This window comes from Shewanella rhizosphaerae (assembly GCF_019457655.1).
GTDB lineage: Bacteria > Pseudomonadota > Gammaproteobacteria > Enterobacterales > Shewanellaceae > Shewanella > Shewanella loihica.
Genome location: NZ_CP080420.1, coordinates 2,292,116 through 2,318,324, shown reverse-complemented (window position 1 = coordinate 2,318,324; position 26,209 = coordinate 2,292,116). Strand labels below are relative to the sequence as shown.

Annotated in this window: 23 protein-coding genes; 8 read left to right on the top strand and 15 right to left on the bottom strand. The window is 49.3% G+C overall.

The window, feature by feature from the left end; translation table 11 throughout:
- Window positions 1–6: 6 nt before the first annotated feature.
- Together K0I63_RS10320 and K0I63_RS10315 are read right to left on the bottom strand one after the other, a co-directional pair.
- On the bottom strand, window positions 7–912 hold the full coding sequence (locus K0I63_RS10320) for a LysR family transcriptional regulator (RefSeq protein WP_258406847.1): 906 nt from the start codon (window positions 910–912) through the stop codon (window positions 7–9).
- Window positions 913–941: 29 nt separating this feature from the next.
- The gene (locus K0I63_RS10315; RefSeq protein ID WP_220080982.1) at window positions 942–1,841 is read right to left on the bottom strand and encodes a bestrophin family protein; all 900 of its coding nucleotides are present in this window, start codon (window positions 1,839–1,841) and stop codon (window positions 942–944) included.
- 760 nt (window positions 1,842–2,601) lie between these two features.
- Between K0I63_RS10315 and K0I63_RS10310 the strand changes: the two genes are divergently transcribed.
- The 4 genes from K0I63_RS10310 to K0I63_RS10295 all read left to right on the top strand — a co-directional run bounded on the left by K0I63_RS10310 (window position 2,602) and on the right by K0I63_RS10295 (window position 8,999).
- Complete coding sequence (locus K0I63_RS10310) at window positions 2,602–4,926, top strand: FdhF/YdeP family oxidoreductase (protein ID WP_220080981.1); 2,325 nt, start codon at window positions 2,602–2,604, stop codon at window positions 4,924–4,926.
- 85 nt (window positions 4,927–5,011) lie between these two features.
- A complete protein-coding gene (locus K0I63_RS10305; protein WP_220080980.1) occupies window positions 5,012–6,379 on the top strand; it encodes a cytochrome ubiquinol oxidase subunit I in 1,368 nt (455 codons plus the stop codon).
- 11 nt (window positions 6,380–6,390) lie between these two features.
- A complete protein-coding gene (gene cydB, locus K0I63_RS10300) occupies window positions 6,391–7,407 on the top strand; it encodes a cytochrome d ubiquinol oxidase subunit II (RefSeq protein WP_220080979.1) in 1,017 nt (338 codons plus the stop codon).
- Window positions 7,408–7,805: 398 nt separating this feature from the next.
- Window positions 7,806–8,999, top strand: coding sequence for an amino acid aminotransferase (locus K0I63_RS10295; protein ID WP_220080978.1), 1,194 nt, complete (start codon window positions 7,806–7,808; stop codon window positions 8,997–8,999).
- Window positions 9,000–9,061: 62 nt separating this feature from the next.
- On the opposite strand, the gene yvcK is transcribed toward K0I63_RS10295, so the two are convergent.
- Window positions 9,062–9,973: a uridine diphosphate-N-acetylglucosamine-binding protein YvcK gene (yvcK, locus tag K0I63_RS10290; protein ID WP_220080977.1), complete on the bottom strand. Its 912-nt coding sequence runs from the start codon at window positions 9,971–9,973 to the stop codon at window positions 9,062–9,064.
- A gap of 135 nt (window positions 9,974–10,108) precedes the next feature.
- On the opposite strand from yvcK, the gene K0I63_RS10285 reads away from it, so the two are divergent.
- Entirely contained in the window at window positions 10,109–10,936 is an 828-nt protein-coding gene (locus K0I63_RS10285; protein WP_220080976.1) for a glucosaminidase domain-containing protein, read from the top strand.
- Window positions 10,914–11,537 (top strand): DUF2987 domain-containing protein, encoded by a 624-nt coding sequence (locus tag K0I63_RS10280; RefSeq protein ID WP_220080975.1) that lies wholly within the window; start codon window positions 10,914–10,916, stop codon window positions 11,535–11,537. The genes K0I63_RS10285 and K0I63_RS10280 overlap by 23 nt, the downstream gene beginning before the upstream one ends.
- Before the next feature lie 80 nt (window positions 11,538–11,617).
- Here the strand turns inward: K0I63_RS10280 and ttcA are convergent, their stop codons facing one another.
- From ttcA to ccoN, 11 genes are all read right to left on the bottom strand, one after another.
- Window positions 11,618–12,571, bottom strand: coding sequence for a tRNA 2-thiocytidine(32) synthetase TtcA (ttcA, locus tag K0I63_RS10275; protein WP_220080974.1), 954 nt, complete (start codon window positions 12,569–12,571; stop codon window positions 11,618–11,620).
- An 84-nt stretch (window positions 12,572–12,655) separates the two neighbouring features.
- Complete coding sequence (gene uspE, locus K0I63_RS10270) at window positions 12,656–13,588, bottom strand: universal stress protein UspE (RefSeq protein WP_144199325.1); 933 nt, start codon at window positions 13,586–13,588, stop codon at window positions 12,656–12,658.
- 94 nt (window positions 13,589–13,682) lie between these two features.
- The gene (gene etrA / locus K0I63_RS10265) at window positions 13,683–14,432 is read right to left on the bottom strand and encodes an electron transport transcriptional regulator EtrA (RefSeq protein WP_011865791.1); all 750 of its coding nucleotides are present in this window, start codon (window positions 14,430–14,432) and stop codon (window positions 13,683–13,685) included.
- 55 nt (window positions 14,433–14,487) lie between these two features.
- A complete protein-coding gene (locus K0I63_RS10260; RefSeq protein ID WP_220071475.1) occupies window positions 14,488–15,180 on the bottom strand; it encodes a sulfite exporter TauE/SafE family protein in 693 nt (230 codons plus the stop codon).
- The gene (gene ccoS / locus K0I63_RS10255) at window positions 15,177–15,362 is read right to left on the bottom strand and encodes a cbb3-type cytochrome oxidase assembly protein CcoS (RefSeq protein WP_220042481.1); all 186 of its coding nucleotides are present in this window, start codon (window positions 15,360–15,362) and stop codon (window positions 15,177–15,179) included. The genes K0I63_RS10260 and ccoS overlap by 4 nt, the downstream gene beginning before the upstream one ends.
- Window positions 15,359–17,782 (bottom strand): heavy metal translocating P-type ATPase, encoded by a 2,424-nt coding sequence (locus tag K0I63_RS10250; RefSeq protein WP_220080973.1) that lies wholly within the window; start codon window positions 17,780–17,782, stop codon window positions 15,359–15,361. The genes ccoS and K0I63_RS10250 overlap by 4 nt, the downstream gene beginning before the upstream one ends.
- Before the next feature lie 6 nt (window positions 17,783–17,788).
- Window positions 17,789–18,268, bottom strand: a complete 480-nt coding sequence (locus K0I63_RS10245) for a FixH family protein (RefSeq protein ID WP_011865787.1) — start codon at window positions 18,266–18,268, stop codon at window positions 17,789–17,791.
- A 110-nt stretch (window positions 18,269–18,378) separates the two neighbouring features.
- The gene (gene ccoP, locus K0I63_RS10240) at window positions 18,379–19,347 is read right to left on the bottom strand and encodes a cytochrome-c oxidase, cbb3-type subunit III (RefSeq protein WP_220045271.1); all 969 of its coding nucleotides are present in this window, start codon (window positions 19,345–19,347) and stop codon (window positions 18,379–18,381) included.
- Window positions 19,348–19,349: 2 nt separating this feature from the next.
- The gene (locus K0I63_RS10235; RefSeq protein ID WP_011865785.1) at window positions 19,350–19,517 is read right to left on the bottom strand and encodes a CcoQ/FixQ family Cbb3-type cytochrome c oxidase assembly chaperone; all 168 of its coding nucleotides are present in this window, start codon (window positions 19,515–19,517) and stop codon (window positions 19,350–19,352) included.
- A 15-nt stretch (window positions 19,518–19,532) separates the two neighbouring features.
- Window positions 19,533–20,138, bottom strand: a complete 606-nt coding sequence (gene ccoO, locus K0I63_RS10230) for a cytochrome-c oxidase, cbb3-type subunit II (protein WP_011865784.1) — start codon at window positions 20,136–20,138, stop codon at window positions 19,533–19,535.
- A 12-nt stretch (window positions 20,139–20,150) separates the two neighbouring features.
- Complete coding sequence (gene ccoN / locus K0I63_RS10225; RefSeq protein WP_011865783.1) at window positions 20,151–21,578, bottom strand: cytochrome-c oxidase, cbb3-type subunit I; 1,428 nt, start codon at window positions 21,576–21,578, stop codon at window positions 20,151–20,153.
- Window positions 21,579–21,842: 264 nt separating this feature from the next.
- Here ccoN and K0I63_RS10220 point away from each other — a divergent pair, with 264 nt between their 5' ends.
- Window positions 21,843–22,340: a hypothetical protein gene (locus K0I63_RS10220; protein WP_220080972.1), complete on the top strand. Its 498-nt coding sequence runs from the start codon at window positions 21,843–21,845 to the stop codon at window positions 22,338–22,340.
- 173 nt (window positions 22,341–22,513) lie between these two features.
- Here K0I63_RS10220 and K0I63_RS10215 read toward each other — a convergent pair whose 3' ends face one another.
- Complete coding sequence (locus tag K0I63_RS10215; RefSeq protein WP_220080971.1) at window positions 22,514–24,085, bottom strand: response regulator; 1,572 nt, start codon at window positions 24,083–24,085, stop codon at window positions 22,514–22,516.
- A 322-nt stretch (window positions 24,086–24,407) separates the two neighbouring features.
- Here K0I63_RS10215 and K0I63_RS10210 point away from each other — a divergent pair, with 322 nt between their 5' ends.
- The gene (locus K0I63_RS10210; RefSeq protein WP_220080970.1) at window positions 24,408–25,679 is read left to right on the top strand and encodes a tyrosine-type recombinase/integrase; all 1,272 of its coding nucleotides are present in this window, start codon (window positions 24,408–24,410) and stop codon (window positions 25,677–25,679) included.
- The last annotated feature ends 530 nt before the right edge of the window (window positions 25,680–26,209 follow it).

Here is a 26,209-nt window from a genome sequence, read left to right as displayed (position 1 = left end):
CCCCGATTACTCAGATAACAGTTGGTCAGCGGCAAAGATCTCTTGCGCCTTAGCAAAACAGCGCTCTGCCAGGGCAGAACGAGGCTCGGATTTACGCATCAAGAGACCAATTCGCGAATGTACTTGCGCATCGATGATTGGCAAGATACGAAGATGTTCATTCATGCTTTCCATGCCGCTGTTGAGTGGCATGATTGCACAGCAGAGTCCGGCCGTCACTGCCTGTAGCAATTGAAAGGTGGAATCACTTTCAAGCTGAATATGAGGTGATATGCCCTTGCTGGCAAAGCTCATGTCTATCGATTGGCGGTAATGCATCCCTTTGGTCAAGAGGCCGAGTGGGATTTGGCTGAGACTTTGCCAATCGAGTTGAGCGTCTGCAATATCGAAATGGCGACTATCGAACAACAGCCCCATGGTGGTAGGCGATAGTTCGATGACCTCAAAATGTGTCGTATCGATTTGATCCAGGTAACACACCCCCAGGTCAAGTTGATTTCGATTAAGGCCGTCTATCACCTGCTCCGAGGTAATGGAGCAGAGTTGGTAACTTAACTCGGGATAGCAGTTTGACAGAGGTTCCAGCAAGGCCATGGGATTAAGGCTTGCCAGGGGAACCATGCCAAAACGAAGACTCCCCACTAACTGACCGCGACAGTTAGCCGCTTCAGCCTGCAGTCCGTCATGGGCAGACAATACACTGCGTGCCCAAGCAAGAATGCGCTCGCCAGCCTCAGTGAAGCCTTCAAATCGTTGACCGCGACTAATCAGCGTCAGCTGTAGCTCATCCTCTAGGTTTCTAATTCGCATCGACAGTGTCGGTTGGGTAATGTGACACATGGCTGCGGCCTGGCCGAAGTGTTGAGTTTCGTCGAGTGCAATAAGATACTTTAATTGCTTAATGTCCATCATTTTTCCTCAGGTGTTCCCTGTGCTGGAGACTAGTTAAGTACATAGTCGACTGGCTGCAACTTAGGTGGCAAAGTCTTTACCTTGAGCGCATCTAACACGTTACGTTCTATAGTACGTATCAAGGCATCTAAGGGGAGATCGTTTTCATCTCGGCCGAAGGGATCTTCTAGCTCATCGCCTATGGCATCCAGACCAAAAAAGGTGTAGCTAACAATAGTGGTAAAAATCGGTGCTATCCAACCCAAGGGCTCTGCCATGGCAAAGGGTAACAACATACAAAATATATAGTTAGTGCGGTGGAAGAGTAGGGTGTAAGGAAAAGGCAGTGGTGTATTCTTAATCCTTTCACAGGTCGCCTGGACCTCAGACAGCGATTGCAATCGCTCTTCCAGCATTACATAACGCCATTCACTTATCGAACCGGATTTGGCTAGCTTAGAATAGCCGGCACTGATGTGGCGTAAGATACCATCACTAACATTGTGTCCATAGGTATCGACCCTTTGGCTGAGCCAAGGCTTAGCGGCTTGATATTCCTCTTCACAGCGTAACCTAGCAGCTAAGGCATGGGTAAACCCGCATAATTCTCTCAGTAACGACCTTCTCAAATCTTCATCTTCAATGACTTGGCTGGCGCGAGTTAAAGAACGTACCTCTGTGATCACCTGTCCCCAGGCCTTGCGCCCCTCCCACCAACGTGTATAGCAGGCATTGTTACGAAAACTCATAAAAATGGATAGTGAAATACCTAACAAAGTAAAAGGTGTCGCATTTACGTGAGAAAATAATGAAGGTAACAAACCTTCCACAATTACAATTATTGAAGCCAAAACAGTTACCATTACACTGCGTTTGGCAATACGTTTCGCGATGGAACCTTTGAGCGAAAATAAAATGCTGGTTAATTTAGGCTTAGGATGGATAATCATAATCCCACCGTTCAAAGTAAATTAAAAATATTGACACGCTCATATTATTTTACCCATTATTCAAAATGGTTAATTCAAGAGAGATAAAAATAAATTTCTGTAATAAAATAAAGTTTGGCAGTCATTTAGTGGATAAAGTCCTTATGTCAAATTATCCAAAGCAACCGTTGGAAAAGCTCACCCTCTGTTCGCTTTTTGTTCACCCCTCTGTTCGCTTTTTGTTCACCCCTCTAGTGGTAAACCTCAGCTTCTTTGATCTGGATCAAGTGTACGATCGAAAAACAAAGGCTGCAAATTGGTTGTTTTTATCACGTGATAGAGCCTGTCTATCACGCCCCTAGCTTCTGTTGACCAATAATCGGAGCATAATAAATCAATAAATTACAGCCTATTAGGTTTTGTTTCCTTTCAATGAAGAACATCTAAATTCAATTGAAGCTTCTAACAAAACAAAGAACATCAATATGAACCAAAATATAAATCACTCACATATCTGCTGGAAGATTTGAAATTTCATTAATGATAGATGCCATCTATTATTAATTAAGTGTATTCAATTAGACGTTCAGGCTGCAAATTATTATCCTCAATAAAAATATGTAATGCAGTTGCTGGGTAACCAGTGAAAATATTTAACTGCTCGTCGTAAAACCTTATTCGTTTTTTAGTTTTTTATGTTTTACAGCATCTTTTATTGAAGCTCACATTAACAGATAGGCTGATAAAAGGTTGATTGTAATACCGAGAGAGGAGCGTCGTCATGAATCAAAAAGAACATATCAAAGCGTACCCTGGACCTGCAGCGGGTTGGGGCGCACTCAAGGCTGTCACCAAAAGCTGGTTAGGGAGCGAAAATGCCTTTCGTAACCTAAGAGCCATGTTGAAGACTAACCAGAACGGTGGTTTCGACTGTCCTGGGTGTGCCTGGGGTGAATCACCAGACAATCCCATGGTGAATTTTTGTGAGAACGGCGCGAAAGCCGTCAACTGGGAGGCGACCAGTCGCCTGGTCGATTCCAACTTTTTTCGCAAGTACAGTGTATCTGAGCTGGCTAAACAGACCGACTACTGGTTGGAATATCAGGGTCGGCTAAGTCAACCAATGCGATACGATGCTATGACGGATCATTATGTAGAGATCTCATGGGAAGAGGCATTTGCCTTGGTTGGCAGTCACCTTAATGCGCTGGCATCGCCGGATGAAGCGGAGTTTTACACCTCTGGACGTGCTAGCAACGAGGCGGCATACCTATATCAACTGTTTGTTCGGGCGTTTGGTACCAACAACTTTCCGGACTGTTCCAATATGTGTCACGAGGCCAGCGGTATCGGCATGTCAGATACTCTGGGCGTCGGTAAGGGCACAGTGGTATTTGAGGATCTGGAACTGGCCGATGCCATCTTTGTCATTGGGCAAAACCCAGGAACGAATCATCCTCGTATGTTGGAGCCCCTAAGAGAAGCAGTGAAACGCGGTGCTCAGGTGATCTGTCTCAACCCCCTAAAAGAACGTGGATTGGAGCGCTTTCAACATCCACAACATCCTCTGGAGATGTTGAGCAATGGCTCTGAACCTACCAGCAGCGCCTACTTCCATCCTGCTCTTGGAGGCGACATGGCCGTTTTTCGTGGCATGGCGAAGTTTCTACTGCAATGGGAGCGTGAAGCCCTTTCCGAGGGAAAGGAATCGGTGTTTGATCTCGAGTTTATTGCCAAACACACAATTGGCTTTGAGGATTACCTGCAGGCAGTAGATGACACCACCTGGCAGCAGGTCATCGATCAATCAGGGTTAACGTTAGAGGAAATTGAGGTGCTGGCTCGCATGTATCGCCGAGCAGAGCGTGTGATCATGTGCTGGGCCATGGGACTGACTCAGCATCGTCATTCGGTGCCTACCATTCAAGAGGTCGTCAATCTACAACTGCTCCGAGGGAATGTGGGGAAGCCGGGGGCGGGCCTCTCGCCAGTGCGCGGCCACAGTAACGTGCAGGGCGACCGTACTATGGGGATCGATGAGAAACCGCCAGGATTCTTGCTCGATGCGCTGGAAGAACGTTTTCAATTCAAGGTACCCAGAAGTCATGGTCACAACTCGGTGCAGGCTATCAAGGCGATGGAGGAGAAACGCGCTAAGGTGTTTATCGGTCTCGGCGGAAACTTTGCACAGGCAACGCCCGACACACCACGAACCCATGAGGCGATGCGCAACTGTGAACTCACGGTGCACATATCAACCAAGCTAAATCGCTCTCATTTAGTCACGGGTCGTGACGCGCTGATCTTACCCTGTTTAGGGCGCACCGAGATCGATCTTCAGGCCGATGGTCCTCAAGGTGTCACCGTAGAAGATACCTTCAGCATGGTACACATCTCCTATGGTCAGTTGAGTCCACGCTCGCCTCATTTGCGCTCAGAGCCGGCGATTCTGGCGGGAATTGCCAAAGCTACCTTAGGTAACTTTCCGATTGACTGGGATTGGGCGATTGCCGATTACGCTAATATTCGCGACTTGATCTCAGATACTATCCCTGGTTTTGAAGACTTCAATCAGCGTTTAGTGCATCCCGGCGGCTTTTATCTTGGTAATACGGCGGCGCGGCGAGAGTGGAGTACACCAAGCGGGAAAGCGCAATTTGCGGCACCGGAGTTGCCCGCACAGCTGGTAAATGAAAACGTTACTCAGCGGGGAGAATCGCCAGATCTTATTTTACAGACCCTACGCTCACACGATCAGTACAACACCACCCTGTACGGCCTGGACGATCGTTATCGCGGCGTGTTTGGCATGCGAGACGTGGTGTTTGTCAATGAACAAGAGATACGACGCCTCGGCTTTGAACCGGGCGATAAGGTGGACCTGGTTACCCTGTGGGACGATGGACTGGAACGCCGCGTCACAGGCTTCGAACTCGTGGCCTACGACATGCCGAAAGGCCAAGCTGCGGCCTACTACCCGGAAACCAATCCCTTGGTCCCGCTGGACAGCTATGGGGATCGCACCTTTACGCCAACCTCTAAGTTTGTCGCCATCAAGCTGGAGAAGGCCAAACCAAGCAGTCTGATCCCAACCAAGGCGGTCTAACTCGGGTTATTCCGTTTTATCCGATGGGCCTAGCACCGTTTTAACCGCAAGGCCTGTAACGTCCCGAAGATTTTAGGATACAAGTATGTTTCACTTAGAAGCACTCGACCTGGCGCGCCTGCAGTTTGCGTTTACCGTGTCGTTTCACATCATTTTTCCCGCAATTACCATAGGACTTGCGAGTTATCTCGCGGTGCTCGAATGGCGCTGGCTAAAAACCGGTGAGCAGGTTTATAAGAACCTGTATCACTTCTGGTGCAAGATTTTTGCAGTCAATTTCGGCATGGGGGTGGTCTCGGGCATAGTCATGTCCTATGAGTTCGGCATGAACTGGGCGCGCTTTTCCGATTTTGCAGGTAGCGTAACAGGGCCTCTGCTGACCTACGAGGTGTTAACTGCCTTTTTCCTCGAAGCCGGCTTTTTAGGCGTTATGCTTTTTGGTTGGCAGAAAGTTAGTCGCCGTATGCATTTCTTCGCTACCTTCATGGTGGCCATCGGCACCCTGATGTCTACCTTTTGGATTCTCTCATCCAACAGCTGGATGCAGACTCCCCAGGGGATTGAGATTGTCGATGGCCGTGTGATGCCTGTAGATTGGTTTGAAATCATCTTCAACCCGTCGTTCCCTTATCGTTTGATCCACATGTCACTGGCAGCTTTCCTTTCCACGGCCTTCTTTGTCGCTGCGTCCGCCGCATGGCATTTGCTGCGGGATAGAAAGAGTGAGGAAGTCAAAAAGATGTTCTCGATGGCGATGGGAATGATCTTGCTGGTTGCGCCTTTACAAGCGCTAGTCGGTGATGCCCACGGACTCAATACACTCGAATATCAGCCAGCCAAGATCGCGGCGATAGAAGGTCATTGGGACAATAAGCCTGGTGAGGCCACGCCGCTTATCTTGTTTGGCGTGCCGGATATGGACGCCGAAGCAACGCGGTTCAGTCTTGAAGTCCCTTATCTGGGCAGCCTGATTCTGACTCACAGCCTATACAAACAGATCCCAGCGTTGAAGAGCTTTCCAAAGGAAGACAGGCCCAACTCGACCTTAGTGTTCTGGAGCTTCCGTGTCATGGCAGGTCTGGGCATGCTAATGATTCTCGCTGCGCTGGCGGCGTTATGGCTGCGACGCAAGGGTAAACTGTACACCAACAAATCGTTTCACCGTTTCATATTGTTGATGGGGCCTTCTGGACTGATTGCGCTGCTGGCTGGTTGGTTTACGACTGAGGTTGGCCGTCAACCCTGGGTGGTATACGGCATGATGAGAACCCGTGATGCCGCGTCCAATCATGATGTGTTGCAGATGAGTATTAGCCTCGCGCTGTTTGTCGTCATCTATTTTTCCGTATTTACCGTAGGGATCACCTACATGATGCGTCTCGTGGGCAAGGGCCCTCAAGCGATCGATAAGACGCAAGACGTTGTTAATCTGCCATTAAGCCAGGCTAGATAGAGGAGCTTCATATGACGATTCAAGGCATAGATTTATCCATAATTTGGGCCGTGCTCATCGGCTTTGGCCTGCTAATGTATGTGATCTTGGATGGCTTTGACTTAGGCCTGGGGATCCTCTTTCCCTTGATTCAAGATCAGAAAGAGCGGGATGTAATGATGAACACCGTCGCGCCCGTGTGGGATGGTAACGAAACCTGGTTGGTGTTTGGTGGTGCAACCCTGTTTGCCGCGTTTCCATTAGCCTATTCAGTAATTTTGGAGGCCCTGTATCTACCGCTGGTGCTGGTGTTAGCCGGGCTGATCTTTAGAGGCGTCGCATTTGAATTTAGATTTAAGGCATCGGCGAAGTCACGTCATTGGTGGGACAAGGCCTTTATAGGTGGTTCATTTATGGCGTCCTTCTTCCAAGGCGTCGCTCTTGGTAGCTATGTGGCCGGTATACCAGTGGTTGACCGCCAATTTGCCGGTGGTGATTTCGACTGGTTCGCGCCATTTCCCTTGCTGTGTGGGTTAGGGCTGACCCTCACGTATGCGCTGCTGGGGAGTACCTGGTTGCTGATGAAAACCGATGGCATGCTCGAGAGTAAGATGCGCCATTATAGTCGTCCACTGGCCTATGGCTTGATCTTGATGATCGCTGTGGTAGCAGTCTGGACAGGCTGGACGAACCCCAAAATAGCCGCGCTTTGGTTAAATGGCAGTAACTGGATCATTACCGCCTGTGTCGAAGTGCTTGCTGTGATTGCGCTAGGGTTAATTCTGAGCCATCTTCGCAAGCGCCACCCGTACAAACCCTTTGTCGCCACGCTATTACTCATCATCCTTGGTTATTTTAGTCTGATGACCAGTATCTGGCCTAAGATAATTCCGCCATCGGTTGACTTCTGGCAGGCCGCATCACCGCTTTCAAGCCAACTCTTCACTTTGATGGGCGTACTGTTTATTTTACCTGTGATCTTAGGCTACACGGCATGGGGATATTATGTATTTCGCGGTAAGGTGCAGGTAGGCGAAGCCTATCACTAGTAAGCAGGTGCGAAAATCTGTCGCGAGAATGAGCCTCAATGATGAGGCTCATTAGCTTTACAGTGATAACTTGGTATCATCCACGGTTTTTAGGCAGCGCAACGCAGTGCTAAATTGGCGGAGGTTCAAACGAGTGGTGGTTCTTAAAAGGGAAGGTCTTAAATAAAGGAACCTCGAAGTCCATGTGATCCAGTTCTCATATTAAAGATTGTGCTATATCTAGCCAGATTAGCTAAATATTTAATAAAAATTTCACCGATCTGCTCGTTAATAATCAGGAAAGCTAGGGCGGCATAAGAAAAATATTGATATAGAAAAATATCCGCTTTGAAGGGCGATAAGACAGTGGTATAACTAGCCCCGAACCCCTTCTTATATCGACGTTTAGGAACACCACCATGATATTTAACCAGGTTGTACTGGCCCCCGCAGATCCCATTTTAGGTCTTACCGATGCTTTTAAGGCCGATCCTCGCGCAGATAAGGTTAATTTAGGTGTTGGCATCTATAAAGATGAGTCTGGCCAGACGCCGATACTTAAGTCAGTTAAGTTAGCCGAGAAAAAGCTACTGGAAACCGAAACCAGCAAGAGTTATCTGGGTATCGATGGTGTGATCGCCTATAACCAGGCGGTACAAGGCTTGTTGTTTGGTGCCGACCACGCCGTGATGAGTGAGAAGCGCGCGGTAACGGCGCAGGCGCCGGGCGGAACCGGTTCGCTTAGAATGGCGGCCGAGTTTGTTGTCCGTAATACCGATTCTCGCACCATTTGGGTGAGCAACCCAACCTGGGCAAACCACAACAACATTTTCCAGTCTGCCGGTCTAACCGTTAAGCGATATGGATACTACGATGCGGCCAGTCATGATATCGATTTCGACGCCATGCTTACCAGCCTGGAGCAGGCCGAAAGCGGCGATCTACTCCTGCTGCACGGTTGCTGCCATAACCCAACGGGTATCGATCTTAACATCAGTCAGTGGGAAGTGATTGCCCAGCTTTGTGTCGATAAAGGATTAATTCCTTTGTTTGACTTTGCCTATCAAGGTTTCGGTGCCGGCGTAGAAGAAGACGCGCAGGGCCTGCGTCTGGTGGCCAGCAAGGTGCCTGAACTCTTGGTGGCTAACTCATTTTCGAAAAACTTTGGTCTTTATAATGAGCGTATCGGCGCCGTGACCTTAGTCGCCGAAGATGAAGAGACGGCCAAGCGTGCCTTTAGCCAGATCAAGAGCACCATACGCAGCAGCTATTCTAATCCACCGGCACATGGTGCATTGATTGTGGCGACCATTCTCGGTGACGCTGAGCTTCGCAAGTTATGGGAAGAAGAGCTGACACAGATGCGCGAGCGTATCGCAGAGATGCGCGTACTGTTCGTTAAGACATTGTCTGAGCAGGGTGTCGAGCAAGATTTCAGCTTTATCTCGGCGCAAAACGGCATGTTTAGCTTCTCTGGCCTTAATAAAGAGCAGGTGGCTCGCCTGAAAGAGGAGTTTGGTGTCTATATCGTAGGTTCGGGCCGCATCAGCGTTGCCGGCATGACCCGCGCTAACATGGATACCATCTGCCGCGCGATCGCCCAGGTGCTGTAACCTTCATAATAGGTAAAACACTATTAATGAAGACGCCACGCTAGCAATAACGTGGCGTTTTTTTATGCCAGTGCGTCGAGCGCTTGCGGCTCAACGATGAGAGACAAAGCGTCTGCCAGCGCCGCTCTGTCGTGGAGGGCCAGATGGTGGCGACTACGTAGCGGGTAGTGAGTGACTATGCCTGTGGTGAGATATCTGTCACCGTGACAAAGCACATGATCGACAGCCTTATTGCCCATCACCTGTTTAAACCAGCCAAGGCGTTTTTCCAGGCTGAAGTTTGCCGCGGCCGAGGGCTCCTGGGTGAGATTGTCGATCAGAATCACTTTCGCCTTAGAGGCATGCAGCGCCTCAGCTAGCTTAGGCAGCAGGAGTGGCGGCATGATGCTGGTCAAAAAGCTTCCAGGGCCTAAGATGATGAGATCGGCTTGACGAACCGCCTCACAGGCCTCGAGGGTGGCATCCACCATAGGTTCCAGCGATAGGGCGATGGGATCTTCACACTTCTGGTCCACCTCGACTTCGCCAAAGATACGATTGCCACACGACTGAATCGCGACCAGATGGGTAGGCTGCTCCGACATGGGGATCACCTTGGTCTCAATGTTGAGCAGTTTGCGGATCAGATTGACCGCATCTAACGGTCGCACACAAAGATCGTCAAGCGCCATCAGCACCAGGTTACCCAGATTGTGATTAGCAAGTTCACTATTACCGCCGAATCGATATTCAAACAGCAGTGAGCCGACGGAAGGGCGGCTGGCGAGTTGGGACAGGCAATTACGCAGATCGCCCCAGGCGATGCAGTCTTGCTGCTGGCGTAGTCGTCCGGTAGAACCACCGTTATCTGTGGTCGCCACTATGCCTGTTAGTTTGGGGCCGAGAAATGAGAGAGAGGATAAGACTCGGCCCAGTCCGTGGCCTCCGCCGATGGCGACGACATGTTGATATTGATTGATGGCACAATCGCGCATTTCGGGTATTTCCTTCCTGAATCCCCATTTACCTGCCGGTCATTATAACCAATTCCCCCCCTAGGTATAGCGGTTTTGTTCATCGCGCAGATGACATATAATGCCGCCCATGAACTCATAATAAGAGCGAAGCATTTGAGAACAGGTCACATCAACAAGTTGATACTATCCCTAGGGATTGTTGCGCTGGCGGTATTGGCGGTAAAGTTATTCTTGATTGAGCGCAAAACCGAGCCAGACCAAGCGCCGGGGACGATTTTGAAAAACCGCAGTCAGTTTAGTGCCATCCCAGATTTTCAGGCGATCGGCGATGTCGGTATGAAAAAGCAGGCCTTCTTCGATTTCCTGCGCCCGGCCATCAGGCATCACAATGCGGTGATTAGCGATGAACGTAAGTTCCTGGAACAATCTCGCGCTCACCTAGCTAACCAACAGCCCCTGTCCGAGGCCGAAGACTATCGTATTTTGCAGCTCGCGAGCAAATATCAGTATTCGATGCGCACAGCTACCCTGGAGTCCCTGGATGAGCTATTAACGCGGGTCGATACCATTCCCGAAGACTTAGTACTCATTCAAGCGGCTAACGAGACAGGTTGGGGCAGTAGCCGTTTTGCCAGAGAAGGGATGAACTTCTTCGGCCAATGGTGTTTTAAGAAGGGCTGTGGTCTGGTGCCGCAATCGCGAAGCGAAGGGCTCAGCCATGAGGTGGCCGTCTTTAAGACCGTCGAAGATTCGGTGGGCTCCTATATGCGTAACCTCAACTCGAATGCGGCTTATTCGCTGCTGCGTGCCATTCGCGCCGATCTAAGAGCGCAGAATCAGCCGGTTAGTGCCGAGAAGTTGGTGTACGGCCTAATGAATTACTCAGAGCGTCAGGAAGCTTATGTTGAAGAGCTGCTTGATATGCTACGTCATAACAATCAATTTTTGGTGGAAAATCATGAACAAAGGCCTGCTGTGTAGTTGCCTGCTTCTCGCAACGAGTGTTGTTCAGGCAACGCCCATTTCTCTCGACTATCAGGGCTTCTATCAAAGAATGAAGCAGATGAACAAAGGTAACTATTCGCTTATCGATATCGCCTTTTCCGTCCCTATGGCGAACGGCTGTGTTATCGAGAGTGGCTCAATCACCACAGAGAAACGCGATTATCCGCTGACGATCTCCAATGACCAACGTCTCTATATTCCATTCGATGAGACCCTAAAGTCCGAGCGTGCCCTGATCAATCTGCAAATGAAAAATGATGCCACTCGCTGTGGTGTCGCCATGCAGATCCGCGCCAAATCACCATCGCGCGAATACAGCCAGTCAGCACTTAGCGAGCTGGCAACCCAGATGGATGAGTTGCTTAAGCAGATGCAGGGCTTTCCTATGAAATATTTCGCCGAGGATATTGCCGGTGTTAGCTTTGAGTTTGCGGGTAAGGCGCAGGTGACGATCGATGGTAAAGTGCAGCAGGTTGACGGCATCTATCGCTTAGCGAGTGATGAAATAAGCGCGCTAACTAAGATAAGTTTTAGCGAGACGCCTAAGGTGGTCAGTCCTTGGGTGAAAAACTCCTAATCTAAGCGCTTCATTGGTCACGATGACTGAATAATAAAAATGCCCTCAACTGAGGGCGTTTTTATATCTGAGATAAGCGCCTACGGCGTATAGGTGCTCACCACATCAATTTTGAGCAGGTCACTGCTGCGTTTAGCTGCATCGAGATCGATATGACCGCTGTTGGCAAGGTCTAGGAAATCGAATGCCGGCAGGTCCGACTCAGCAACATCACCTTTCATCGGTGCATCGGGATCTTGCTTCAAAGAGACGAAATCAAACTGGTCTCGGTCGACGCCCTGTGACGGGCTGGTATTTTGCATCGCGGTGAAGATGGTTTCGATACGGCCGGGGAACTGCTTATCCCAGCTCTTGAGCATCTCTTTTACCGCCGCACGCTTAAGGTTTTCCTGTGAGCCACATAGGTTACAAGGGATGATAGGAAACGCCTTTAACTCTGCATATTCGGCGATATCTTTTTCTCGACTGTAAGCGAGGGGACGGATCACTACGTTGGCGCCATCATCAGACAGCAGCTTAGGTGGCATCGCCTTGAGCTTGCCGGCGTAGAACATGTTGAGGAACATGGTTTCTATGATGTCGTCTCTGTGATGACCCAGGGCGATCTTAGTAGCGCCAATCTTCTGGGCAAAACCGTATAAGGTGCCGCGGCGCAGACGACTGCAGAGCGAGCAGGTGGTCTTGCCTTCTGGGATCTTATCTTTAACGATAGAGTAGGTGTCCTTCTCGAGGATATGGTAAGGCACCTTTAGGCTATCTAAGTAAGCCGGCAGAATATCTTCTGGGAAACCTGGCTGCTTCTGATCCAGGTTAACGGCTACCAGATTAAAGTTAACCGGCGCTCTCTGCTGCAGATTGACCAGGATATCGAGCATGGCATAACTGTCTTTGCCGCCGGAAAGACAGCACATGACGGTGTCGCCCTCTTCAATCATGTTGTAATCGGCGATGGCACTACCGACTTCGCGCCTAAGGCGCTTTTGTAGCTTGTTTAGCCGAGTTATCTGTTTCTTTGAGAGGCTTTCTTCAGACATAATAAAAAACGCGCCTAGTATCGTAAAATTCTGGGCGCGTAGTATAGCTTAAAAAATGGGGCTAAAGAAGATGGCCTAAGGCGATCATTCCTCTTCTAACGGTGACTTATAGCCGTCGGGCTTAATCGCCAGCAGGTCGCAGTTGATGCTATCGATCACATGCTCGGCGGTGTTACCGATAAGCGCCGCCGAGAAGCCGGTGCGACCCACGGTACCTAAGATCACCAGCTCGGCATCCAGTTGCTCGGCAAGCTCAGGGATCACATCCTCCGGCAGACCTTCCTTGATGTGGCAAAAGTCACTGGAGATACCATAGTTGCTGGCAAGGTAACAGACACGCTGCTCATGCTGCATGCGAATGGTTTCGCTATAGGTGTGCGCGTCAAAGTCAGGCAACTCAATAGCCAGGTTAACTGGGGTACCAGGGTAACCATTCACCAGATGTACCTGAGCATCGAATTTCTTGGCTAGATCTAGGGCATGCTCGATGATCTTACCGTTAAGGGTTTGATGATCGTCATCTTCCGAGGCCACGTTGATGGCGCACAGGATCTTACCGGCTACCGGCCAGTCATGTTCTTTCACCAAGAGCACTGGTACCGGCGCTTTACGCATCAGGTGCCAATCGGTCGGGGTAAAGATCACTGACTTGAGTTTGTCGTGTTCGTGTGTGCCTTTAACGATCAGATCATAGCCGCCTTCGATGGCGTGTAAGATGATGCTCTCGAAGGGACGATTGTGCCAGATCACTTCGCTGTCGATGGCGACGCCGCTATCTTTGTAACCGGCGAGGATATCGTCCAGCCAGGCTCTGCGCTGGGCAATCACGCCTTGGCGCATGGCTTCGCGTTCATGACCCGACAGGATAGAGGTCATCTCGTAGGAAAAATCGAAAATAGAGAGAAAAACGGTGATTGACGCTTGGTTTTTAGAGGCTAGTTCGACGGCTCTGGCGAGGGCAGATTGCTTGTCGCTTGTTGGATCCACTACAACAAGGATCTTATGATAGTCCTTCATAGATTCTTCCTTTAACTGAGGTGGTACTTAAATAATGAGCGATATAGGGCAAATTGCCTTGTTTTAGATCAAATTTGCCCAGAAAATCGGCTAATTAGCGTCCTATCTTGTTGTTACCGGCTAACTTGTTGAGCGAGTCAAAATCGACGATGGTAATGTACTTTCCTTTTACCTCGATCAATTCTGCTTTTTGGAAGCGTCCCAGGAGACGGCTGATGGTTTCAACAGTCAAACCAAGATAGTTACCAATATCACCGCGTGTCATGGTGAGACGGAACTCTTTGGGCGAGAAACCACGGCTGCCGAAACGGCTGGCCAAATTACTGATAAATGCCGCTAGACGCTCCTCGGCGTTCTTCTTGCTGAGTAGCAAGATCATCTCTTGGTCGCTTTGGATCTCGTTGCTCATCAGACGCATGATCTGTTGTCTGAGCTTAGGCATGGTGCCGGAGAGTTCGTCTAAGGTATCGAAAGGAATTTCACATACCATAGAGGTCTCTAATGCTTGGGCAAAACTCTGGTGGATCTGAGAGTGAATGCCATCGAAACCTATCACATCACCGGCCAGGTGAAAGCCTGTGATCTGCTCATCACCCTGTTCGGTAATGGTGTAGCTCTTGATGGTACCGGAGCGAATCGCATAGAGAGATTTTAACGAGTCGCCAGACTTAAAAATTTGCTCGCCTTTTTGTATCGGTTTCTTACGTTCAATAATGTCATCAAGCTGATCTAGCTCGTTGTTATTCAACGTGAAAGGGATACACAAAGTACCCATGCTGCAGTCATGACAATGAATGGCGCATCCGGGTACAGCCGAACGACGACTTTTAATATTATCTGTCATAATCTCTCTCGAATTTCACAATTAGGCTTATGTTAAACTAATTTAATAGTCACAGCTAGCCTAGCTGCGCAAATGCAATATACAAAGTGTGTATGCCAAAGCTTACTAAGATTAAGCCACTGATAAGCCTTACTTTTCGTGCCTGTACTAGCTGGGCAAAATAGCGTGCAGCGATGCCGACGCTGACCAGCGCCGGCAGGGTGCCCAGGCCAAAGGCGGCCATGATCATCGCCCCTTGCTGCGCCGAGTTTGCCGCGACCGCCCAGGTAAGTGTGCTATAGACCAAGCCACAGGGCAGCCAGCCCCATAGTAGACCTGCCGCAAAGGCTTGTTTTAAATCTGTTATCGGTAACAACTTATTCGCAATAGGACCGATGAATCGCCACAATAATTTCCCCACGCGCTCAATCTGCACCACTCCAGACCAGATCTGCGCGATATAGAGTCCGGTGACTATCATCATCACACCAGCAAATACACGCATGCCAATCAGGTAAGCATCGATACTGAAGAGGGTACTGAGCAGGCTGGCTGAACCGCCTACTAGCGCGCCTGCCAGGGTATAGCTGAGAATGCGGCCCAGGTTATAGCTGAGGATAAACTGCAGCTGACCCAGCAAGATATTGTCGCTGGCCTTTCTTGGGAGCTGCTGGGAGAAGGCGCCCACCAGGCCACCACACATGCCGATGCAATGGCCTGCGCCCATCAGGCCGACGAGGAAGGCGCCGGTAATGCTAAAGTCGATCAACGCGGCGTCGACTCATCGCTGGACTCACTTGGCTTCTGTTTGATGTCGTCATCGAACAGGATAGAGACGCTCTGCCTGTCGAGATCGTCAAATTGTTCAGATTTAACCGCCCAGAAGAAGATGCCTACGGCAACCAGCACGAACAGCATGGCGATAGGGATCAAGACATAGATAATACTCATAAACGAACCTTTAGTAGTCTGAGGCTATTGGCGACAACAATTAATGAGCTGGCCGACATACCTATGGCGGCAATGTAGGGTAACACGTGTCCAGTTACCGCTAAAGGAATGATTAGCAGGTTATAGCCAAGCGCCCAGATCAGGTTTTGTCTGATGATCTGCTCGGTCATCTTGGCGATGCGAACTGCTTGAGGAAAGCGTGATAGCTGATCGCCGAGCAGGATAAGATCGGCGCTGTTTTTGGCGATGTCCGCACCGCTGCCCATGGCTACCGAAAGGTTAGCACCGGCAAGTACCGGCGCATCGTTTACACCATCACCGAACATAACGACCTGCTTGCCCTCATCTTTTAGCTGATTGATAAGTTTAAGTTTATCTTGAGGCTTGAGGCCTTTGTGCAAGTTTTCTATACCCACTTCTCTGGCAACTTGTTCTACGTGTTCACTGGTATCACCACTGGCGATACAGGTAGCAAAGCCCATCTCTTTTAGGGTTGCCAGAGTAGCTTTTGCATCTTCTCGCCCCGTATCGCTCAGGGTAAAGCCGGCGAGTAGCGCATCGTTATCGGCGAGATAGACGCTGTGCTGGCCGTCGATAGTTATTACATTGGTGTTTTGGCGGATAAAATCCGCGCTGCCGAGGAAATAGCGAGTGCCGTTGACATTAGCCTGCACGCCCGCGCCGGCGACATACTGACTGTCATCCAAGCGATAGCCAGTCTGGTAATAAGGTGAAAACGCTTTAGCGATGGGATGAATCGAATGCGACTCCATGGCGGCGGCGATGGCCAGCACATCGAAAGAGGCATCCTGGTTAAAACGCTGAGTAAATTTCTGAGTCTCACGTAGGGTGAGGCTGCCGCAGGTGAGAGTACCCGTCTTATCAAACACCACCTGATCGACTTTGGGTAGCTTCTCAAACACACCCGGGCGGCGAGCAACCACCCCAAGCCTGGTAAAGAGGCCAGTAGCGCAGGTCACCGCCGTCGGGGTCGCCAATGCCAGCGCGCAGGGACAGGTAGCGACCAAGACAGAAAGCGTGACCCAAAAGGCATCTTCTGGCCAATAGTGCTTCCACACCAGATAGGTGAGGGCGGCAACCACTAAGATGGTCCAGGTAAAATAGTTGGAGATGGTATCGACGTAGAGCGCCACCTTTGGCTTGTTGTTCGATGCCGCCTCTTGTAGACGAATGATTTCGGCAACTAGCTGATCTTGCCCGGTCGCGGTGACTTGCACCTTTATCGGATGATCCACATTGATGGTGCCCGCATACACCTGGCTGGTGATATTCTTGGTCACCGGCATCTGCTCGCCAGTAAGCATGGCCTCATTGACGCTGCTCATGCCCTCGATGATATCGCCATCGGCGGCGATCACCTCACCGGGTTTAACCATGATGAGATCGCCAACCTTGAGACGCTTGGCGGGAACCTCGCTCTGGTTGCCGTCAACATCGAGCAAGTTGGCGGTGAGCGGGATCAGTTTGTGCAGGTTATTGGAGCTAATCGAGGCCTTCTGCCGCGCATTTTGCTCGAAATAGCGTCCCAACAGCAGGAAGAAGGTAAACATGCTGACGGATTCGAAATAGACTTCGCCCTGGCCAGATACCGTAGCGATACAGCTAGCGATATAGGCGCCGCAGATGGCGATGGACACAGACACGTCCATGTTGAGCCGGCCGGATAACATGGCGCGCACGGCGCTAAAATAGAAGGGCTGCGCCGAATAGAAGACCACGGGCGCGGCGAAGATCATGCTGACCCAGCGAAAATAGTCCCTGAACTCCACGTCGAGATCGGTAAAGTAATCAGAGTAGAGCGCTAGGGCAAACATCATCACCTGCATGGTGGCAAAGCCTGCCAGGCCGAGTCTAAGCAGGAATTTACGACTGTTCTTCTTGCTCTGGATCTCTTCGTCATCCACCTGATAGGGAGCCGCCTGATAGCCGATACGGCTGATCTGCGCCAGGATCTCTGACAGCTTGAGTTTTTCCGGATCCCAGCTGACCTGGGCCCGCTCTGTGGTGGTGTTGACCGCTATCTTATTGATGCCTTCGAGATGCTGCAGCTTATGTTCGATCAACCAGGCGCAGGCCGCGCAGGTAATGCCATCTATGGTTAGAGAGGTGCTGGCACTCTGTTTGTTTTTATGCAGGTCTTGATGGACAAAGTCCTGCTGCACCTCTTTAAGATCGAAGGCGGAAAAGGCGTTGAGGGCTTCGGGCACCAGCGCCGTCTGCTTGCTGCCGGGCTCGGTGCGATACTTATAATAGTTGGTCAGTCCTGCCTCTATGATGGCGGCAGATACCGCCTGGCATCCGGGGCAACACATGGGCTGAGGGACATTGTCGATAAGGGTCTCGAATTGGCGGCCGGTAGTTACCGGCTCGCCGCAATGAAAGCAGTTTAACGCATCCATACAAGATTAATTTAACCAGTATTGTTGATTATCTTTTAGCTCGAGACGTTTTTGGATGCGCCATGTGCCATCAAACCCTTCCAGTCTGACTTCCCAGCTGCCCTGAAGCGGCGAGTTGAGCGCGATATGGTAAACCTGATTACCGTCGGCGGTGGCAACCTCGGCGAAATCTTTCTCTTGTAGCGTTGGATGATAGAAGGATACGTTGAGCGCAGCTGTATAGGGCTCACCGCCATGCTGGGTGAGGGTGAGTTCATCTTGGGTTAGATGCAACTCAAACTGCAAGCCAAGTTGCTTGGCGTGTTTAATCTTACGCAGGTCCATGTTAATGGCCTTGCCGTCTTTGTAATAGTCTTCCGATACTAAGGAGTCTTTATTTTCGACTGCGAGCAACATCAAATTCACACTGGCAAATACGGCACACAGCGGCAAAATAATCAGAAACCAAGGCCAAAACTGTTTATACCAAGCTTGTGGTTTATTCATGGATACTACCTGTTATTTTTGTTGGCCATATCTTACCGTTAAAAGGCAGTGATAGCACTTAAAAAAAAGGCCTCGATCTGTTTCGAGGCCTTGGTGTTACTTATATGTAATTACTTGTTTGACAAGCTATAAACATAGGCAGCGATGACGTGAACTTTCTCTTCGCCCAAGACATCTTTCCAAGCAGGCATTACACCAGAACGACCGTTCTTAATGCTCTCTTGGATCACACCACGACTACCGCCGTACAACCAGGTGTTGTCGGTGAGGTTAGGTGCACCCATGAACTTGTTACCAGTACCGTCCATACCATGACAGGCGAAACAACCTTTCATGAATGATGCCTGACCTTGTGCGGCCAAGGCTTCATCGTGGTCGCGACCAGACAGTTTAACGACGTATTCAGCCAGGCCTTTCAGCTCGCTGTCTTCGATAGGTAGACCGCCTTTTGGTGGCATCATGCCGTTGCGACCGTTCATGATAGTGGTCTTGATGGTGGCAAGATCGCCGCCATATAGCCAGTCACCGTCAGTCAGGTTAGGGAAGCCCTTGCTACCACGCGCGTCACTACCGTGGCACTGAGCACAGTTTTGCAGGAACAGACGACCACCCACTTTTAGGGCTTCTTCGTTCTTCACTAGCTCTTCGAGCGGTGTTGCCAGGTAAGCCGCAAAGATCGGGCTGTACTTAGCATTGGCTTTCTCAACCTCTTGGTCATACTGAACCCAGCGATGTTCATTTGCAGCCAGTTCAACGGCAGCGGCAGAATCTTCCTTGATACCTTTGTCGGTACCAATGCTTTGGTTCGAGCTTGACCAGCCTAGGAAACCTTTATAGTTACCAAGACCTGGGTAGGCTGCCAGATAGACCACACCGAAGATGATGGTGATGTAGAACATATAACTCCACCACTTAGGCAGGGGGTTATTGATCTCTTCAATGCCATCAAAGCTGTGACCCATTGATTTGCCTTCTTCAACACCTGTGGTGTTTTTAGAGACAACAAACAGTAGGATGAAACATCCTGCGATTACCACAATTGTGAGTACGGTAATCCAAATACTCCAGAAGCTACTCATCATCACTTATGTTCTCCTGAGTCCTTGTGCTTCTCATCATCTGAGAAAACAAGGTTAGCGGCCTCGTCAAACTGCGCTTTACGGCGACCGCTATAAGCCCATGCAAAAATACCGACAAACGTCACCATGACAACAATGGTAATAATCCCTTGTACTGTGCCGTAATCCATATTTATGCCTCCAATTTATTTCAGTGCGTGACCTAGCGACTGCAGGTATGCAATTAGTGCCTGCATCTCAGTCTTACCTTCAACCGCTTTCTTAGCGTTGTCGATATCATCTTGAGAGTAAGGCACGCCGAAACCACGGAACACTTCCATCTTCTTAGCCGTTAGCTCGCCATCTAGGACGTTCTCGGCCAACCAAGGGAAGGCAGGCATGTTTGATTGTGGTACTACTGCGCGAGGATCAAGTAGGTGAACTTCATGCCACTTGTCGCTGTAACGACCGCCAACACGGGCCAAGTCTGGACCAGTACGCTTAGAACCCCATAGGAATGGGTGATCCCAAACTGATTCACCGGCAACAGAGTAGTGACCGTAACGCTCAGTTTCAGCACGTAGCGGACGAATCATCTGACTGTGACAACCAACACAACCCTCACGGATGTAGATGTCACGACCTTCGAGCTCAAGTGCTGAGTATGGACGTAGTCCGTTTACTGGCTCAGTAGTGTCTTTTTGGAAAAGCAGGGGAGTGATCTGTACCAGGCCACCAATACTGATAGCAATTACGGTAAAGATACCTAGCAGACCGATGTTTTTCTCGACTATCTCATGATTAAATTTCATCAAATCTACTCCTTATGCTTCAGCCAGCGCTGGCAAAGATTCTTTTGGCGCTTTTACTGTCTTAACCACGTTGTATGCCATTAGCAGCATACCAGTGACGAAGAACAGGCCACCTAAGAAGCGAACAAAGTAGAATGGGTATGATGCTTCCAGACCTTCAACGAAGCTGTAGGTTAGGGTGCCGTCAGAGTTAACTGCACGCCACATCAGACCTTGCATAACACCCGAGATCCACATTGAAACGATGTAAAGTACAGTACCGATAGTCGCTAACCAGAAGTGAACGTTAATCAGTTGTGTGCTGTACATACGACCGTGACCGTAGATAGCAGGGATCAGGTGGTATAGCGAACCGATAGATACCATAGCCACCCAGCCAAGTGCGCCTGAGTGAACGTGACCTATGGTCCAGTCGGTGTAGTGAGACAATGCGTTAACTGTCTTAATGGCCATCATTGGACCTTCGAAGGTCGACATACCATAGAAAGACAGAGAAACGATCAAGAAACGTAGAACAGGGTCAGTTCTTAGCTTATGCCAAGCGCCTGACAGGGTCATGATACCGTTGATCATACCGCCCCAAGAAGGTGCGAACAGGATCAGAGACATCACCATACCCAGTGACTGTGTCCAGTCTGGTAGCGCTGTGTAATGCAGGTGGTGAGGACCCGCCCAGATGTACAGTGCAATCAAAGCCCAGAAGTGAACGATAGACAGACGGTAAGAATAAACAGGACGACCTGCTTGCTTAGGTACGAAGTAGTACATCATACCCAGGAAACCGGCGGTCAGTAGGAAGCCAACGGCGTTGTGGCCATACCACCATTGCACCATGGCATCGACCGCGCCAGAGTATAATGAGTATGACTTGAACAGGCTGACAGGTACTGCCATAGAGTTCACGATGTGCAGAACTGCAACCGTGATGATGAAGGCGCCGAAGAACCAGTTTGCCACATAGATGTGTGACGTGGTTCGTTTCACAATTGTGCCAAAGAACACAACGGCATAGGCTACCCACACTATGGTAATAGCGATGTCGATAGGCCATTCAAGTTCAGCGTATTCTTTACTGCTGGTTAGACCAAGCGGCAGAGTAATAACGGCTGAAAGAATAATGGCTTGCCATCCCCAGAAGGTAAATGCAGCTAATTTAGGTGCAAATAGGCGGGTTTGGCAGGTACGCTGGACGATATAATAGGATGTTGCAAATAACGCTGAAGTACCAAACGCGAAAATCACGGCGTTGGTGTGCAGAGGTCTTAGACGACTGTACGTTAGCCATGGAGTTTCGAAGTTAAGTTGTGGCCAGATTAACTGGGCCGCGATCAATACACCTACTGTCATACCGATAATGCCCCACAAAACTGTGGTGAGGGCAAATTGGCGGACAACAGTGTAATTGTAATCAGCGCCTTGAGGCTGGGAATGGTTCATCATATTGCTTCCACTGCTTATTACTTATACTTATTGTTTGAGTAAAGCGGCACTTTACCCGGTAAAATGACATCAAAGGCTTGTTTCCCTACGAAACAAACAAGATTGTGTCAATGTGTCACGCAACATTAACGCAAATTAATGCCGAGTAACGCAATGATACTTGAGCAATATCAAAAAAGATAGGAATTATGCGGCCTAGGATATTGATCCAGATCAAACTACCTGGATAGAATGTAAACACTATGATTCAAAAGGTTAATAATTGTGCTACTGAATCGACAAATCTCCCTGATTACGCTGACTGCAAGCCTATTTTTAATGCCCCTGTTAACGGGCTGCGAAAAAGCGCCAAAAGCCCCTAAACAAGATGTAAAAGCGGCTAACGAAACCGCCTTTGAAATAGACCCGAGTCTGTGCGATTTTCATCAAAAAACCTGCGATAAAAAACTCGGTGAAACGCTTATTTCATTGGCAATTTCACCTGAAGACACCCCTAGCGAGAAGCCGTTAACGGTAACCTTTAGCAGTAGTGAACCAATGGAAAAACTCCAGGTTCGTGTTGAGGGTAGAGATATGTTTATGGGGGTTATTCCACTCATTTTAAGTGAAACTAGCAAAAACACCTATCAAGGAACGCTAATATACGGTTCTTGCAGCAGCAATTATATGGTGTGGCGTCTTATCGCCAGCTTCGAGATAGGCGGTCAATCTAAGACCATTATGTACGATTTTTTGGCCGATAATCCGGCTAAAAATGGCTAAAAGCTGTGCTAATCGACTCAAGCTGCCTTATATGGAACAAAGCCTTTTAGGCAGCTAGCTTCATCTATGCCATCGTACTCAAATATTTAGACTCAAATAATCAGACTCAAAAAATAGACACAACTCACTAGATCAATAAAACCCGCTCACGCCGACCGCTGATTGCTTAAACCTTAATTGCTGTCAGACAGGGCTAATCGCACCTTATTGAAGCGTTCTATGTTATCGATAAAGAGCGCGGTGAGATCGGGATCAAAGTGTGACCCTGCACCTTTTGCGATCTCGGCTATCACTTCATCCAACGGCCAGGCTGGTTTATAGCAGCGCTCGTGGGAGAGCGCATCGAACACATCTGCGATAGCAACAATGCGTGCAAATATATGAATTTCATCGCCTTTTAATCCGTCAGGATAACCACTGCCATCGTACTTCTCATGGTGTTGCAAGGCGATGATGGCGGCAGCGTTGAGAATAGGGCGCTCTGAGTTGCCCAGGATCTGGTGACCGATGGCGGGATGCTGACGCATGATCTGCCACTCTTCATCGTTTAGTTTGCCAGGTTTTAACAGCACGGCATCCGGCGTCGCAATCTTACCTATGTCGTGCATGGGTGATGCATGTTTAATGAGATCCGCCTGTTGATCATCAAGCCCGGCCAATTTTGCCAGGATATAACAGTACTCGGCCATACGCTTCACATGGTTGGCGGCTTCCTTCGAGCGGCTCTCGACCACATCTCCTAGGCGGAAGATCAATTCTGACTGGGTATCTTCGAGCTCTTTGTTCAGCAGCAGGTTCTCGAAGGCGACGCCGACATTGATGGCAAAGATATCGATAAGCTTCTTATCCAGATCGCCGATGGCATGTATGTTGTCCATATACAGCAGGTTGATCCAGCCACTCTTGGCCGGAAAGTAACCCACAAACAGGTTGTCTTCATACAGACATGTCTGTTCCTGTAGTGCCCGTTTAAGCAACTTCTCGATGGGCTCGGGGATGGCTTGTTCATGATGACGGGCAAATTGGCCGGTGCCGGCTAGGATATGGAGTTTGTCTGTACTTAAATCCTTGCTCATCGCATCGATGGCATTGCAGGTTAGCAGCAAGGTCTCGTTGTTGAGGTTAAGCAGGTTGGCGACCTGAGTCAGCAGGCCGTCGGCAAAATGATACAGAGTTCTGAGTTCAAACAGGCCTGATGTCGCCTTAACTACACGCTCTAGTCCTTCTCGATAGCGAATTTGCGTCTGTTTGGCCGCCTCGATCTCCATGATATCGCGGTAACTTCTCAGCGCAGAGTAGACGCTGGTGATCAGCTTACGTGAATCCAATTCAGCCTTTGCCTTGTAATCGTTGATGTCGTAATTGACAATCACATCTTCTTCGGGCGCTTGTCCCGGCTGACCGGTACGCAGGATTAATCTGATGCTGCGGTCGTTATGATCTTCACGGATCCATTTGACCAGCTCAAGCCCGGCGTGATCGCTCTCCATGACCACGTCGATAAACGCCATGGCCACGTCTTTTTCATCTTGTAACACCCGCTTTGCTTCTTCGCCGCTATAGGCATTAATGAACTCTATGCCGCGGTTATCTAGTTTAAACCGCGACAGTGCGAGTTTTGTTACTGTGTGTACATCGGGCTCATCGTCGACGATCAGTATGCGCCAGGCCGGTCCTGTTTCTGTTTCGGCTGCTTTCTTCTTACCTGAGAACAGTGGACTCTTTTTCGCCATATCAATTAGCATCCGTACCCCTCTTAGGTGAACTAAATTGACCTTATTTATTAGTGTAGTAACTCACGTGGCATTTAGCTGGAGAATTTAGAAGGTGAGAAATTGAAAATGCAGATTAAATGAGGCAGTTAGCCCTGTTTGTTGCGTATCGCGTGACGATAACAGGGCGGTGAACATAAGAGCGGTAAACATATACTTGTGTTTACGGAGCAAGCGCTCTTTAATTTAACCGATCAAATACTGATCTAACACTCCAATTTTATTAAATATTTTCCCGCTTTTGTTGCTATAGTGCGTAGGGCATCCCATAGCGCTTTTTTATTGGAGTCGACTCTTGCACGCCTTACCTCTATTTGAATCGATCGATTATATCGAAGCTGGCAATCCCATCATCAATCAGCACATTACGGCGATAGCCATGATTAGCGTCGAAGATGCAGGCCTGGTTTATGAGCTGGCATCCGATCTACTGTTCGCCCAGCGGGAAAATGAGAACAGTTATAAGAGTTTTCGTAGCGAAATCACCTGTTTTCTTAATTGGTGTTTCGATGTGGTGCAGCAGTCACCGGGGCAGATAAGTAGGCGTGACATGGATAAATTCGTGGCCTACTGTCAGTCACCACCAAAGGCGTTAATCGGCCAATTTAACGTTGCCCAGTTTAAACTCGACAAGGCGAGTCAGCTGCGCGTTCCCAATCCGTTATGGCGGCCCTTTGTGGGCAAACGAGGGGAAGAATACCGCCTTAGCGATAACGCCCTCAAGACTAAGATGGCGATACTCTCCTCATTTTATGGCTTCTTGATGGCGGAAGATTACTGTGAGCGTAATCCTGCACAGGCCTGGATGAACCATTCAAAGTTTGCCCATAAACGAAAGTTCGCCATGAGCGAAGAGGAGGGCAGTGGTCTCGCCTTTACCGAATTGCAATGGTCCTATGTGATCTCAAGTGTCGAACAACTTGCCATCGCGGAACCTGAAATCCATCAACGCAGTTTGTTTCTTATCAAGTTGATTTACGGTTGTTATTTGCGTGTATCTGATGTGAGTGCGCGAACCGGTTACAGTCCCATCATGGGACAATTTAAGCAAGACAAGCAGACAGGGATCTGGCGTTTTCATATTCCCAAGAGCAAAGGGGGCAAGCAGCGGCAAATCCCCTTGTCCAATGCATTAATAGAGGCACTCAAACAGTACCGCGAACATTTGGGGCTATCACCTTTACCCGGCTATCAGGAACAGACACCGATTTTTGTACGCCATAGGGCCGCTGGGCGAGGACGTGAAGTGGGATTGGTCGACGCAAATCTGGGCATTCGCCAGGTGAGGGAGGCGGTACAGTCGCTGATTAATCATGCCGCCGACAAAGCGGCAGCGGACGGGCTTTTGGAAGATGCAGAGGTGATGCGAAAACTGACAGTGCATAGCATCCGCCATACCGGGATCACCCATGACATTAACCTCAATGGTCGGCCCTTATCCCATGTTCAGGCGGATGCAGGGCATGAGAGCATCGATACCACGTCTCAGTATCTTCACACATCTCAGGCCGAAAGGCATCAGAGTGCAGCTAATAAGCCTATGGACAGATTAGCCGGCATCGAATGATCAAAAAAGCCCGTGTCCGGGAAGACACGGGTAGGGAGCCTAAAGCGGTCGCATCGCTTAAGTATCTCAACAAGAAAAGACTTAATAGACAGGGCTCTAATTTGAGTTGACGATAATAGTTTAAACAGGCTGTTTTGCGATTCCATGTCACTCATATGACGCTTTAGTTAATGCTTAACTAAAGGTTTCTGCCAACCTACAAACATTATGATGACCGGGCGCGTAAATTTTAACCAGACTTTTAACTATTAGAATGGCGTGCCATTTTTCAAATCGCTTAATGCCGATAAGTATCATTATCGGCATCTGACTAAAAGTTCGTTTTAGCAATTTTTCTGACTAGCAGCTCTCAGTCTATATGACGATTCCCAATATCAAGAGGTCTAAGTTACTTAGGTTACTTTTGAGCGTTTGCATCTGAGGGGCTAGATTGAATCATTTGGTGAGCTGCTAAGGCGTGCCGATTGCGTATTGGTAGCTAGGTTCTGAGCTGCAGTTAGGTTAGTCATACACTGAGTTTCGCATTACTC

Excerpts from the sequence above, each read along its gene's own strand:
- K0I63_RS10320 (WP_258406847.1), bottom strand. The coding sequence starts at position 912 with ATGATGGACATTAAGCAATTAAAGTATCTTATTGCACTCGACGAAACT.
- K0I63_RS10315 (WP_220080982.1), bottom strand. The coding sequence starts at position 1,841 with ATGATTATCCATCCTAAGCCTAAATTAACCAGCATTTTATTTTCGCTC.
- K0I63_RS10310 (WP_220080981.1), top strand. The coding sequence starts at position 2,602 with ATGAATCAAAAAGAACATATCAAAGCGTACCCTGGACCTGCAGCGGGT.
- K0I63_RS10305 (WP_220080980.1), top strand. The coding sequence starts at position 5,012 with ATGTTTCACTTAGAAGCACTCGACCTGGCGCGCCTGCAGTTTGCGTTT.
- cydB (WP_220080979.1), top strand. The coding sequence starts at position 6,391 with ATGACGATTCAAGGCATAGATTTATCCATAATTTGGGCCGTGCTCATC.
- K0I63_RS10295 (WP_220080978.1), top strand. The coding sequence starts at position 7,806 with ATGATATTTAACCAGGTTGTACTGGCCCCCGCAGATCCCATTTTAGGT.
- yvcK (WP_220080977.1), bottom strand. The coding sequence starts at position 9,973 with ATGCGCGATTGTGCCATCAATCAATATCAACATGTCGTCGCCATCGGC.
- K0I63_RS10280 (WP_220080975.1), top strand. The coding sequence starts at position 10,914 with ATGAACAAAGGCCTGCTGTGTAGTTGCCTGCTTCTCGCAACGAGTGTT.
- ttcA (WP_220080974.1), bottom strand. The coding sequence starts at position 12,571 with ATGTCTGAAGAAAGCCTCTCAAAGAAACAGATAACTCGGCTAAACAAG.
- uspE (WP_144199325.1), bottom strand. The coding sequence starts at position 13,588 with ATGAAGGACTATCATAAGATCCTTGTTGTAGTGGATCCAACAAGCGAC.
- etrA (WP_011865791.1), bottom strand. The coding sequence starts at position 14,432 with ATGACAGATAATATTAAAAGTCGTCGTTCGGCTGTACCCGGATGCGCC.
- ccoS (WP_220042481.1), bottom strand. The coding sequence starts at position 15,362 with ATGAGTATTATCTATGTCTTGATCCCTATCGCCATGCTGTTCGTGCTG.
- K0I63_RS10250 (WP_220080973.1), bottom strand. The coding sequence starts at position 17,782 with ATGGATGCGTTAAACTGCTTTCATTGCGGCGAGCCGGTAACTACCGGC.
- K0I63_RS10245 (WP_011865787.1), bottom strand. The coding sequence starts at position 18,268 with ATGAATAAACCACAAGCTTGGTATAAACAGTTTTGGCCTTGGTTTCTG.
- ccoP (WP_220045271.1), bottom strand. The coding sequence starts at position 19,347 with ATGAGTAGCTTCTGGAGTATTTGGATTACCGTACTCACAATTGTGGTA.
- K0I63_RS10235 (WP_011865785.1), bottom strand. The coding sequence starts at position 19,517 with ATGGATTACGGCACAGTACAAGGGATTATTACCATTGTTGTCATGGTG.
- ccoO (WP_011865784.1), bottom strand. The coding sequence starts at position 20,138 with ATGAAATTTAATCATGAGATAGTCGAGAAAAACATCGGTCTGCTAGGT.
- ccoN (WP_011865783.1), bottom strand. The coding sequence starts at position 21,578 with ATGATGAACCATTCCCAGCCTCAAGGCGCTGATTACAATTACACTGTT.
- K0I63_RS10215 (WP_220080971.1), bottom strand. The coding sequence starts at position 24,085 with ATGCTAATTGATATGGCGAAAAAGAGTCCACTGTTCTCAGGTAAGAAG.